Genomic DNA, 12664 nt, shown 5'->3' on the forward strand with positions numbered 1-12664 from the left:
CCGTATATAGTCCTCTACATCGAACATATAAACGACTTATCCATCTCTAGCCGACGGTTCCAGTAACTCAGCTGTGACATCTGTGCATCCGACAGCTACCGACCGGCTGCCGTTCGACCAGCACCGCCTCGAGCTCGACCAGTACGCCGACATCTACGTCGCCGGTGACGTCCACGGCTGTCTCGCGGCTCTGGAGCGGCTCCTCGAGACGCTCGATCTCGGCGCCGACGATCTCGTCATTTTCGTCGGAGATCTGGTACGAAAAGGGCCGGCGAGCAAAGCCGTTCTCGAGCGCGTTCGGTCGTCCCCGCAGTTGCTGAGCGTTCGCGGGAACAACGAGCAAAAGCTCCTCGACGGGGACGCGACGCTTCCGGCCCTCGACGAGGCGGACTACGAGTACATGGCGTCGCTCCCCGTCGCAATTTCGTGGGACGGTGGACTCGTCGTCCACGGGGGCGTCGATCCGGAGCGGGCACTATCCGAGCAAACGGGAGCGGATCTACTGACGATGCGCGCACCGAACGGAGACGGGTACGACGGTCCGTTCTGGTTCGACGACTACGACGGACCGCGACGGGTCTTTTTCGGCCATACGGTCCTCGACGAACCGCTCGAGCGCGAGTGGGCCGTCGGGCTGGATACCGGCTGCGTGTACGGCGGCAGTCTCAGCGCCTACGACGTTCGACGCGAGACGGTCATCAGCGTTTCCGCGAGCGGTCACGTGTCCAGGTCGGACGACAAGATCGTTACCATTACCGATCGGAAATGAGCGAGGAACGCCCATCCGAGTCCGACGACGGCAGGTCGGTGTCGACGTCGACGACCGATTCGGACGAGAACCCGTCCGACGAGGCCGACACGACGCCCGACGACGAGGCCGACACGACGCTCGAGTTCGTCCAGCAGCGCGAATTCTCTCCGTGTGACCCCGAGCGAGAGACGGACCGACGGAGCGACGCGGTGAACACCAGCGACGGAGTCGACGCATCGACTGACTCTCGCCCATCCGATCACGCTGTGGACGTCGATCTGTCCGATCCGAAGTACTATCTCAACCGCGAGCGGAGCGAACTCGCGTTCCAACGTCGGGTTCTGGCGGAGGCGATCGACGAGGACAACCCACTGCTCGAGCGCGTGAAGTTTCTGGCTATCTTCACGACGAATCTCGACGACTTCTTCCGGAAACGGGTCGGCGGTCTCAAACAACAGATCGCCGCGGGGGTGACCGACGAAACGCCCGACGGTCGCACACCTCGAGAGCAGTGGAGTGCCGTCCTCGAGGACGCTCGAGCGCTCTTCGAGCGACAGAGTCGGTGTTATCGCGAGGCCGTCCGCCCGGCGCTGGCCGAGGCCGGCATTTCGATCGTCGACTACGACGACCTATCGTCTAACGAACGAGACGAGATACGATCGTCCTTCGAGAGTTCGGTCCTCCCGACGCTGACCCCGCTGACGTTCGATCCCGCACACCCCTTCCCGTTTATTTCGAATCAGAGCCTCTCGCTGGCCGTTCTCACTCGAGAGCGTCCGAACGCCGAACTGACGTTTTCTCGGGTGAAAATCCCGCGTAATCAGGTTCGGCTCGTCCAGGTCGGTACCGAGACGCGGTACGTCCTTCTCGAGGATATCGTCCGAGCCAATCTCGACGCGCTCTTTCCGGACGTCGAGATCGTCGATACGGCGCTCTTTCGCGTCACCCGTAACGCCGAAGTTCGGCGCAACGAGGCCGTCGCCGAGGACCTAATCGAGATGATCGAGGAAGTGATCGAAGAACGACGGTTCGCGACTGCGGTTCGTCTCGAGATCGAGCCCGACGCGCCGGAACTGGTCCGCGAGATCCTCACCCGTGAACTCGATCTCGAGGACGACGAAGTCTTCGAACGACAGGGACCGCTCGATTACCGCGACTTCGCGACCCTGACGGATCTCGACCGCGACGACCTCACGCTCTCGGAGTGGACGCCCCACCCACATCCGCGACTGGCTTCACCGGAGACCGACCGAAACGTCTTCGACGTGATTCGTGATCGCGACGTACTCGTCCATCACCCTTACCACTCCTTCGAGGGGACCGTCCAGCGATTTCTCGAGACGGCGGCGAACGATCCGGATGTCCTGGCGATCAAGGCCGCGATCTACCGGACGGCGAGTGACTCCCAGGTCATCGAGAGCCTCCTCGAGGCGGCTCGCAACGGCAAGCAAGTCGCCGTCATGGTCGAACTCAAAGCGCGCTTCGACGAGAAGAACAACCTCGAGTGGGCGAAGAAACTCGAGGAAGAAGGCATCCACGTCGCCTACGGGACGATCGGCTACAAAACGCACACGAAGACGTCGCTCGTCGTGCGTCGGGAAGCAGACGGCGTCAAGCTATACTCCCACGTCGGCACCGGAAACTACCACTCCGAGACGGCAAAACGGTACGAGGACCTTGGCCTGTTTACCGCCGACCGGGACATCGGACAGGACCTCGTGAAACTGTTTAACTACTTCACGGGCCACTCGATGCCTCGGGAGTACCGCGAACTCCTGATCGCACCGGGAAACATGCGCGATCGGTTCGTCGAGTTGATTCGCGCCGAAGCCCAGCGCGCTCGAGACGGCGAGCCGGCCCGCATCGTCGCGAAGATGAACCGCCTCGAGGATCCCGAGATGGTTCGCGAACTCTATCGGGCCTCGATTGCCGGCGTCGACATCGACCTGATCGTCCGCGATATCTGTCGGCTCCGCCCGGGTCTCGAGGGCGTCAGCGAGACGATCGGCGTCCACAGTATCGTCGGCCGCTTTCTCGAGCACTCTCGAATCTGGTATTTCTACGCCGGGGACGACGAGCGATACTACATCGGGTCGGCCGATTGGATGTCCCGAAACCTCGACAACCGCGTCGAAGCGGTGGCACCTATCGACGATCCGGGACTTCAGGAGACGCTCGAGACGATTCTCCACACGCTGCTTCGAGATACCGACAACCGCTGGATCATGGACGCCGATGGGAACTACGAACCGGCGACGAAAGCCGCTGGTGAGGACGGCTGTGACGTCCACGAAACGTTCATGCGGGCCGCACGGACCGACGACTCGTAACGAGGTGCTCTCGTCGACTCACCCAGCGACGGCAGTTGCCGATTATGTGACTGGCCGGCGGTTGCGGTTCGGTCACCGAATCGTCCGCAAAAGCCGTTGCGATCAGCTCGTTTCGGCGATCATCACAGCGGCGTTCGGCATCGCGAACGGTTTGGATCTCCTCGACGACCGATCCGGACTCGCGCTGCTCTGTGATCTCCGTAGAGCTCTGCCGGAGTACGGAGCGACGACCGGTTGTTCGGCTCTGGGTCTGTGCAGTGTGGTCGGGGAACGAACTTCGCTGTATTCTCGGGCGAACCGATGTGCCGTATCGGTAATTTGGCATACATTGACAAACAGTATTTTACGGAAATACGGATGTAATTCGACGCTGCGTTTTCAGTCTGTGATACGAGACCAGACGCAGTTGGTGCCGTGTATTCCCACTGAAAAGCGGACTTGTCGGCCGTCGTCTCGGAACGCCTACGGACCGTCGACAAGCGGTTCACCGGCGACTCGAGGCGGTTCGTAGCGCACCGGACACGCTTCGAGCGTGGTCTCGGTGAGCCCGAGTAGCGTTCGGACGAATGGGGGACCCGTTGCTGCGAGTTCGTAGGCTTCTTGCCGAGCGTTCTCGGTCGCGTTCGACACCAGCCAGACGTTCGTTCCGGTCGGATCGATCTCGAGCAGGCAGTAGGCCTGCGGATAGGATGCGATCGCCGGCGCGATCAGCTGGCGGACGCCACCGTGACTCGCCAGCGACGGCAGGTGGTGATGGCCACTGAGAACGAGCGACACGTCGTTCGCCTCGAGGACGGCTCGAACCCGATCCTGATTCTGCATCGTGAAGGTCTGCCAGGGCTCGACGGCGCGAAGGGGCGGACCCGCTATCGGAAACGGGTTGTGATGGCCGACGACGATCGGCGTCGTCGCCGTCGGAAGCTGCTCCTCGAGCCACGCCAGTTGACGTTCCGAGATCGTCCCGCGGTGGGTGTCGGTGTACGGTCCATTCGGTCCGCCTGCGGTGTTGACGACGAAGAGCTCGAGATCCCCGATCTCGTATCGCAGCGGATACGACCCGGTAGCGTAGCGGTCCGCGAACGTTGCCGTCGAGATGCAGCTGTGATCGTGCTGGCATTTCTGCAGATCGTGGTTTCCCGGCGTCGCGAGCAGCGGCGCCTCGAGTTCTTCGAAAAGCACGTCGACACGTTCGACGTTCCACGGTTCGCCGTCTTTCGTCAGGTCGCCGGGACAGACGACGAGATCGATCGCCTGCTGATTGAGTTCCTCGATCACTGTCCGAAGGCGCTGTTCGGTTCGGTGAAACACGCGAGGCGTTCTTGTCGCGCGCGTCGCCACGTGTGGATCACCGACGACGGCGAGTCGCGTCGCCGCCTCGGTAGTCGGTTGCTCGAGGCGACCCAGAAGCACTCGGTCGTCGACAGCGTGTAATCCCTGCATCGGTGCTTCGCTCATGGTTTTCCCCCGCTTGGATGTCCCCTCGAGTTATGGTTGCTCGGCAGTCGAACGATAGCTGTCGTGGCGGTGGATTGCCGACCCATTTGTGAGAGTTTTGCCCCGAGCCCGAAAAGGAGTTTATATGTTGTGTTCATAGCCGACACGTCGTACGCCGTGTTCTCCGGTGTGGATCTGTGGAGAACGTGCGTCTATCGAGCGTCGGTGTTCCTGTTGGGGCGTCTCGTGGGATCGATACCCGAACACCCGACTCCGTACTGCTGTTAGCAACTATCTTATACCGGTCGACCGTTCCCTACTGTGGGTGGTGAATTGACCACCATCACATCGATACGGTGGCCACACTGCACCGCTGTCTGTTATGGACTGCTGTCAGTTATCCCGGCAGGCGCTTTCCTGTAGCCGCACCGGTACACCGACAGCAGTCCGTGTGATTGATCAATACTCCCTGCTACGATCGTCGTCCGAAAAGCCCCGTCTCGACGGTCGTCCTCGCCCGCTCGATGCTATCACCGACCTCCGCGATCGACGCAAGCACCGGATACGTACACTCGGCATCCTCGTAGAGATAGCGCTCGAAGGTTCCAACGCGGGCCAAAGAGCACTGTCTGTTCTGTCGCACCTGTCGTTGTCGGCGAGCCGCAAGCTCGTCACAGTGCTGTCGCAGCCCGACCAATCGTCGCCGCGTGAGTCGCAACGCGTTGTACTCTACCGACTCGATCGGCTGCTCGAGAATCGATCGAAGATCCGCACAGATCGACGTAAGCATCCGTTCAGCGTCGGTAATAGCGTCGGCTTCGCTCTCGAGTTGCTCGAGGAGTTGGGTCCGATTCTCGATTGCTTGCGTGGTCGCCGTTCGTAGCGACTGCTGTAGCTGCGGGTGGAGTTGCGTCGCCTGGGCAACCGCAGCCGCGATTTCGGGGCCGAACTCTGCAGCCATATGCTCGTCCCACGGTTCGCCGTAGACCGACTCGTAGTGTGAGACATCGAGCACCGTCTTTTTGTACGTCGCTGTGACGGCTGAGAGACCACTCGGTTGCGGGCGTGTTCTGGATACCACCGACGTGGTCCCACCCAGCTGGGTAGTCGTCGTCGATGGACTCGCTTTCGGCGACCGTGTCGATGTCGGCTCGAGTTCCCGGATACGCGTGCCGAACCGCTCGAACGCACGCCGCTCCTCGCGTAACTGCCCTCGCTCTCGCTCGAGCAGCCGATCGAGGTGGTCGAAATCGATCGTCGGAATATCACCCTGCATGATAGTATCGCACCGAAGCCGACGACCGTAAACGTCACTAGTAGTCGTTACGACAGCTAGCGTGGGCACCATAGTCACGGATAGACTATTCCGCCAGAGGTACTGCCGGCTCGGTCTACGTTTTCGATCGACTGATACGGTTTACTGTAAGTCATTGCCGGCGCAACTGCGACCCGGGCGGCGGTTGCGCCGGTACATCGTTACAGCAATCCGTATGAGTCGGTTCTTCGCGTGCGACGCGGCTCCCGACACCGACGTGAGTACGAAGCGCTTGCGATTCGTCCATACGTCTCAATAGGACAACTAGCAGTAGCTTTGTACGGCACCCCCGATGAGTCTGATACGAGGCCCACCGATTCCCATGACAGACTCCTCGAGCAGATACGACGCGACAGATCACACGCAGCGATTGGCCGATGCGAATCCAGAGACGCCCCGAACGGCCGATCTCGATTCGATCGTCGTTCGGTACGACGACGGTCCGGATCGGTGTACGATCACGCCTCGCGAGTGCCCCGAGCGACTGCAGCTGACGGCGTGGTTGTCGGCGGATATCGACGCGTTCGTCGACCTCCAGGAGTGTCGATAGTTCATCTCCCAGGCGTGGCATCCGAAAAAGCTGCCACTGCACCTTCGAGTGACGGTGGCCTCCGACTGCGACGGAATCTGGTGTCGGTTTCGCTGGTCCCAACCCACGAACTCGAGCCCACCTCACCAACTCCGGAAGGCTTATTGCTTATCTGAACAGCTGTTCATCTATGAGTCGCTCCGACCACCGACGCCGACGACTCCTCGAGGCGCAACTCGGGAGTGTCGTGACGCGACCGTCCAGACCCGTCTCGAGACACTCGAGGCCACGCGAGGTGAGACAGCGTGGCTGACCGGCCGATCCAAGTCGCGTTCGTCTGCGTCCAGAACGCCGGACGAAGCCAGATGGCGACGGCGTTCGCAGAGCGCGAGCGCCGTGATCGCGACCTCGAGGACGAGGTCGTCGTACACACCGGCGGCACCGATCCGGCCGACGAGGTCCACGATGTCGTCGTCGAGGCGATGGCCGAACGCGACGTCGATATCGGCGACCGCGTCCCGCAGGCGATCTCGACCGACACGCTCGCCGACTGCGAGTACGTCGCGACGATGGGCTGTTCGACCCTCGAACTCGACGACGATGTCGACGTCCGCGACTGGGCGCTCGAGGACCCCCACGGCGAGGACCTCGAGACCGTTCGTGAGATTCGCGCCGAAATTGAAGGTAACGTTGCTGACCTGTTCGACGAGATCGCGCCGGATACGAACCGCTGAACGATCCGGGAGACCATGGTCGCTGCGTTCACCTCGTGGGAACTGCTGTTAGTCGCGTTCTCGGGTGGCGCGTTACAGTCGTTCTCGCTGGCCGGACTCGTCGTGACCGTCGGTGAACTGTACGCGCTGGTTTTCCGGACGACCGGAGGAACGGCGCCGCCGGTCGATCTCACGGATACGATCGCGTTCGGCGCAGTGCTCGGTCCACACGTCGCATTCGGTTGCGGCGCCGTGGCCGCAGCGTTCGCGGCCCAACGGGGCTATCTCGAGACCGGTTTCGAGTACCACGACGCGAAAAGGGTGTCGTCCTCTCGGCACTCGCCCATCGCATCGTGTTCGGCTACGATCTGTTCGGCGCATCGCCGCGAACGCTCTTGGACATATCTCAATACGAGCACAACGAGCGTCGAGATCCGTCGGGTGGGATCCCCTCGGACGGCGGTCGGCTGGGTCGGGGCTGGAAGTCCTTCGGCGTCGGCGCACCCGGTCGTCGAGCAGGCGACGGTGTCGTCCGAACTGGCGGCCGGGTTCGCGAGTACGGAGACGTTTCGACGCACGGTCTCTCTCGTCGGGCCCGTCTTCACAGCGGTTCTCATCGCGGGTCATTCCGGCTTTTCGATCGGTCTTCGCACGCCCTCGCGGTCGCGGTCGCTTTCGGTGCGGGGGCACGATCGTCCAGCAGTCCCGCTACGACGCCGGTCAGGATCCTATCGGGGATTCGTTCGATGGCGTCGCACAGATCAGACGGATCTGTGCGAGATCGTTCGGACCGCCGTCGTCATCCCGATTGCAGCCATCGAGGACGTTCTCTGGGTGTAGGTCTGACCCGAATTTCCCTTCCTATCACCGCCGTCATCGGTACGGTCGGCACTGGCTACTTTCTGGTGTTGTGCGAGGCGTTCGAGGCGTATCGCTAGGCTCCGATCCGGGCCTCGAGACCGATGGGTTCCGCCGCCTGGAACCGATGGCGCCGCCACAGTCTCTGGCTTATGCCAATCCACACATTCTATATTATACTATTAATCCGGTCTATTATAGATATGGATATAAAGAGCAATATAACTTGACCCGGCACCGTCTCAGTTTTCTCCCGTTGTCTCCTATTACGTTGATTGTCAAACGGGGGATAGAACCTTCTGTTGAGTAGCTCATCCGATGTCCGTTGCCACGAAGAATCGAACGACTACCACGTCGGAGTGGACCCTCTCTCGAATCGACCGTATACCGTTCTATCTTCCGTAAATGAGGGCCCTGTCGTCCGTTCCGCGTATCGATCGCCTTCGATTCACGGCCTCGAGTGAGATCGACTCGAACCAAGTAGTATTGCTATAATAGTGGAATACTATATGGGAAAATTACAATCAAATATATGTTATCAACCGCAACGACTGCCGTGTCTACGGAACGACCACGGCTCGGACAGACGGCTACTCGAAACGAGTTTTCGAGGCCAACGTCGACCGATAGCTCGGCACGACGGATCGGACGATCAGGCGTCGGGCCAGCGTTCGATGTAGACCGCTTTGTCCGTATAGAAGTGGATCATGTCCTCGCCCTGCGCGTGGAGGTCACCGAAGAACGAGTCTTTCCAGCCGCCGAAGTGGAAGAAGGCCATCGGTGCGGCGGTGCCGACGTTGACGCCGATATTGCCGATGTCGGCCTCGTGACGGAATTTCCGGGCGTCGGCACCGCGTCCGGTGAACAGGCTGGCTGCGTTCCCGAACTGGCTTTCGTTCAGTCGTTCGATAGCATCGTCGACCGAGGCGACCGAATCCAGCGCGAGCACCGGTCCGAAGATCTCTTCCTGGGAAATCACCATGTCTCCAGTGACATCGCCGAAGACCGTCGGGCCGAGGAAGTTCCCGTCCTCGTATCCCTCGACGGTCACGTCCCGGCCGTCTCGCAGGAGCGTCGCACCCGCTTCGATCGCCCTTTGGACGTAGTTGCGAACCGTCGATTCGTGCTCCTCGCTGATGAGCGCCCCGATATCGGTGCCATCCTCGAGTCCGTAACCGATGGTCTGGGTCTCGGCTTCCGCGACGACGAGGTCGCTAAACTCGTCGTAGACACTCTCTTCGACCAGGATGACGTCGTTGGCCAGACAGCGTTCGCCGGCGCAGGCACACGCCGAGGCGACCGTCTTCTCGGCGGCGAACTCGAGGTCGGCGGTCTCGGTGACGACGATGTGGTTCTTCGCGCCGCCCTGGGCTTGGACGCGTTTGCCGGTCGCAGCCGCCCGCTCGTAGACGAGCTTCGCGATGGGCGTCGAGCCGACGAAGGAGATTCCTTCGATGCCATCGTGGTCCAGCAAGGCGTCGACCGCGTCCGGCCCGCCGTTGACGAGTTGGACGACGCCGTCGGGAAAGCCGGCCTCGTCGATGAGTTCGAACAACCGCTGTGCGACCAGCGGATTCTGCTCGCTGGGTTTGAGGATGAAACTGTTACCCGTCGCGACCGCGTACGGCAGGAACCACAGCGGGATCATCCCCGGGAAGTTAAAGGGGGTGATAGCTGCGAACGTTCCCAGCGGCTTGCGAACCGCACTCTCGTCGATTTCGGGCGCCGCGTTCAACAGCGTCCCGCCTTGCATCATCGACGGAATGCCACAGGCGACCTCGACGTTCTCGATCCCCCGACGGAGTTCGCCGCGGGCTTCCTCGAGGGTCTTTCCGTGATCCCGGACCAGCAGCTCCGCGAGTTCGTCCTGGTGGTCCTCGAGCAACGTCTTCAGCCGGAACAACGGCTGAATTCGCTCTTCGACGGGCCTCGACGACCACGTTTCGAATGCCTCGTTCCCCGTTCGAACGGCATCGTCGACCGCCGCGGCCGAACTACAGGGGACCGTCGCTAGTTCCGCCCCCGTGGCCGGATCGATCGTCGTCAGTTCCGCGCTGGCCTCGGGCCTAATCCAGTCGCCGCCGACGTAGTTCCGAACCGTTTGATTCGCCCCGAGCGATTCGATTTCGATCATAGTGGACACACCACAGGGGCGAAAATAAATGCTTTGGATATAATTGATTGAATATGGAAGATAGCGCCGCATGCAGAACCAATTTCTCTTTTCGGAATATCATACGTATATTATCCAATTTTCATTTGATTATTGGAACCTCGTTCACCTACGGAGTGAGTGGTGATGCGTGATAGCACGGACTTTTCGACGGTTGTTCCCGACCACCGTCGTACTCGTAGTGGGTATCGTAGCTAGCTGGATGGTTCGACTCGCAGGGATCGATACCGTGTTTCGATCGCCGGTCGGGATCGCTATGAACGCCGACGATAATTCCTCTCAGTCGATGAGCCGTTCGATATTTTCGTCGAGTTCCGCGTACAGCTCCTCCGCTCGCCGGCGGTCCGCACTCGACAGGGATCGGATCGGCTCGCGGACGGGGCCGCCGTGCAGTCCCGCACACGCGAGGCCCGCCTTTACTGCGGGAATGCTGATCGCTCCCGGAATTTCGTTTTCGTCCCCACGTTCGTCGCGGAAGTTCTGGTACGGCAGACAGATGTCCCGAAGGGCTTGAGCCCGCTCCCAGTTGCCGGCCGACAGCGCGTCGTACAGCTCGAGACCGATTTCCGGCCGGAAGTTGCTGACGCCGGCGGAGAACCCCCCGACACCTTCCGCCCAGTAAGCGACGGCGTAGGGCTCGGCTAGCCCGTCGACCCAGACGATGTCGTCGTCGCCGGCGGCGATACCGGCGCCGAGGGTGACGGTGTCGGCCAGCGCGTACTTGATTCCAACGACGCTGTCGATTCGCGTGAGCTCGTCCAGATAGGACGTTGAGGGGCTAAATCCGCGGACGTACGGTACGAGCGGTCGATCGGTAGCCGAACCGAGTTCGCGGTAGTACTGTAAGAGCCCCTGCTCGTGGATGTAGGTGTGATCCGGCGGCATGATCATCATCGCATCGACGCCTTCCTCGTCGTACGCTCGGATGAGTGTCTGTGCGTTCGCCGTACTTCCGCCGACGCCGGCGAACTACCCTACGGTCACGATCTCGTCGAGAACGAAGAACGCGACAATCGATCGAACTGTGAGGGTTGGGTTCGGATCAACCATCGCCGTAAGCGGTACGAGGATTACGATATTGTCGGCCATCACGACCAACAGAACGTCGGTCGGCCGCCCGTTTTGCGTTGCAACCCGAATTGTCAGTGCTTGGCCCGCAAGACAACACGCAGCGAGCAGCGCGAGTGTAATACCGATCAGTGACACCATGTCGTCTACCTGGACCTTCGAATTCCAGGCTCCTAATTCAATCCCTTAGGTGACCGCCACTCTCGACCTGAGGCTGTTCTACGCACCACTCGCGGTTTCATTTGCAGTCGTGAACGTACGGACTGGTGAACCGATGTACAGCTTCTCATACTGTTGGACAGAACTATTCAACGATCGGTCGCAGTACTGCGGCCGTCACCGTAAGGACGGCCGCGAATTCGCGACCGACGTGTCACTGACTTCTGTCCGACAGTATCAACAACGGATTACAGACTCGCTCATACCTGTTCCCCAAAGGCAAACGATCGATTTCGGTGACTCGGTGATCGCTGCGCGTTTCCAGCGGATTCACACGAAACCTCCCTTTCCGCGACCATCTATTACGGAAGCACGTCTGTAACCCTCTAGTCGTATGTTACCACGACTCTGTCAATTACCGTCGTCGTACTCGGAGATCGATTATCGGCAATCCTTCGACTTTCGAGAGCCGACGAGACAGCCTCCACATTACAATAGTATGTGTGTAATTAGTCGGTACTTTGCGTTCCGATATGGGGAACGCTAACGGCGGAGTCGACCTCGGAATCGGTAACTTGTGTGTTAGTCGGCGGACTAGCGGTATTACGGACGGAGCTGCGATACTGCTACCGGCTCTCGTGTGCAGACCAGTATCGGGCGGTGTGGATTCGAGAACCGACCGGTCGCCGCGTACACTACTGATACTTTGCGTTAATCTCGATCACACGCGCCGTATTTTGTAATAGATCGGCGAGTTCTTCGATAAACCCGTTGTGATCGAATCGCTGCGTCGGTCCGGAAACGCTGAGTCCGCCGAGCACCTCGTCGTCACGCATCACTGGGACGGCGACACAGCGGAGGCCGCGAATTCGTTCCTCGTCGTCCACGGCGTACCCTCGCTCCCGAATTTCTTCTAGCTCCGCATAGAGTTCCGCTCTATCGGTAATCGCCTGTTCGGTTATACCCGGAATACCCCACCGATAGATTATTTCCTCTACGCGTTTCTCTGGAAGTTACGAGAGTATCGCCTTTCCAACGTCCGTCGAATGCAAATGAACGCGCGTTCCGTCGTGTGCATCCGTCTGTACGGCCTTTTCACCCCGGGACTGGTACAAATAGACTCCACGTCCGTGTTCTTCGACGACGACTTTCACCGATTCGCCCGTCTCTTCGGCGAGGTCGTCGATCTCCGTTCGGGCGAGTTTGTAGAGTTCTTGCTGGCGCCTCGAGTAGCCACCGAGAGAGAGAGAGAGAGAGAGAGAAATCGCAGTCCGACGTGGTACTCGTCGCTATCTTGTCGAAGGTAGTCGAGTTCGACGAGCGTCGTGAGATGC

9 protein-coding genes and 3 pseudogenes are annotated in these 12664 nt (G+C 60.4%); 6 read left to right on the forward strand and 6 right to left on the reverse strand.

The genetic code is table 11. The features are described 5' to 3' along the window. The first annotated feature begins 106 nt into the window (after positions 1–106). Together D8Y22_RS19510 and ppk1 are read left to right on the forward strand one after the other, a co-directional pair. Positions 107–769 (forward strand): metallophosphoesterase family protein, encoded by a 663-nt coding sequence (locus tag D8Y22_RS19510; RefSeq protein WP_394348219.1) that lies wholly within the window; start codon positions 107–109, stop codon positions 767–769. Continuing rightward, positions 766–3081 carry a polyphosphate kinase 1 gene (ppk1, locus tag D8Y22_RS19515; RefSeq protein WP_141466341.1) on the forward strand — a complete coding sequence of 772 codons (2316 nt, stop codon included), beginning with the start codon at positions 766–768 and terminating at the stop codon, positions 3079–3081. The genes D8Y22_RS19510 and ppk1 overlap by 4 nt, the downstream gene beginning before the upstream one ends. Before the next feature lie 462 nt (positions 3082–3543). Here the strand turns inward: ppk1 and D8Y22_RS19520 are convergent, their stop codons facing one another. Together D8Y22_RS19520 and D8Y22_RS19525 are read right to left on the reverse strand one after the other, a co-directional pair. Continuing rightward, positions 3544–4536, reverse strand: coding sequence for a metallophosphoesterase family protein (locus D8Y22_RS19520; protein WP_141466342.1), 993 nt, complete (start codon positions 4534–4536; stop codon positions 3544–3546). A gap of 451 nt (positions 4537–4987) precedes the next feature. Continuing rightward, a complete protein-coding gene (locus D8Y22_RS19525; RefSeq protein ID WP_141466343.1) occupies positions 4988–5791 on the reverse strand; it encodes a DUF7260 family protein in 804 nt (267 codons plus the stop codon). 361 nt (positions 5792–6152) lie between these two features. On the opposite strand from D8Y22_RS19525, the gene D8Y22_RS19530 reads away from it, so the two are divergent. The 4 genes from D8Y22_RS19530 to D8Y22_RS19540 all read left to right on the forward strand — a co-directional run bounded on the left by D8Y22_RS19530 (position 6153) and on the right by D8Y22_RS19540 (position 7912). Then, positions 6153–6380, forward strand: a complete 228-nt coding sequence (locus D8Y22_RS19530) for a DUF7511 domain-containing protein (protein WP_141466344.1) — start codon at positions 6153–6155, stop codon at positions 6378–6380. A 169-nt stretch (positions 6381–6549) separates the two neighbouring features. Next, positions 6550–6672 carry a hypothetical protein gene (locus D8Y22_RS23195; protein ID WP_281282417.1) on the forward strand — a complete coding sequence of 41 codons (123 nt, stop codon included), beginning with the start codon at positions 6550–6552 and terminating at the stop codon, positions 6670–6672. Beyond that, complete coding sequence (locus D8Y22_RS19535; RefSeq protein ID WP_141466345.1) at positions 6665–7093, forward strand: arsenate-mycothiol transferase ArsC; 429 nt, start codon at positions 6665–6667, stop codon at positions 7091–7093. The genes D8Y22_RS23195 and D8Y22_RS19535 overlap by 8 nt, the downstream gene beginning before the upstream one ends. Positions 7094–7108: 15 nt before the next feature. Further along, positions 7109–7912 carry a hypothetical protein gene (locus tag D8Y22_RS19540; protein ID WP_141466346.1) on the forward strand — a complete coding sequence of 268 codons (804 nt, stop codon included), beginning with the start codon at positions 7109–7111 and terminating at the stop codon, positions 7910–7912. 670 nt (positions 7913–8582) lie between these two features. Here D8Y22_RS19540 and D8Y22_RS19545 read toward each other — a convergent pair. The 4 genes and pseudogenes from D8Y22_RS19545 to D8Y22_RS22995 all read right to left on the reverse strand — a co-directional run. Beyond that, the gene (locus tag D8Y22_RS19545; protein WP_141466347.1) at positions 8583–10064 is read right to left on the reverse strand and encodes a CoA-acylating methylmalonate-semialdehyde dehydrogenase; all 1482 of its coding nucleotides are present in this window, start codon (positions 10062–10064) and stop codon (positions 8583–8585) included. Between the two features lie 318 nt (positions 10065–10382). Then, a pseudogene (locus D8Y22_RS19550) lies at positions 10383–11069 on the reverse strand (dihydrodipicolinate synthase family protein); the annotation flags it as partial. Between the two features lie 956 nt (positions 11070–12025). Next, positions 12026–12517: pseudogene (locus tag D8Y22_RS23555) on the reverse strand (IclR family transcriptional regulator). Beyond that, positions 12481–12664: pseudogene (locus D8Y22_RS22995) on the reverse strand (hypothetical protein); the annotation flags it as partial. The pseudogenes D8Y22_RS22995 and D8Y22_RS23555, both read right to left, overlap by 37 nt.

It is taken from the genome of Salinadaptatus halalkaliphilus, assembly GCF_006543045.1.
Lineage (GTDB): Archaea > Halobacteriota > Halobacteria > Halobacteriales > Natrialbaceae > Salinadaptatus > Salinadaptatus halalkaliphilus.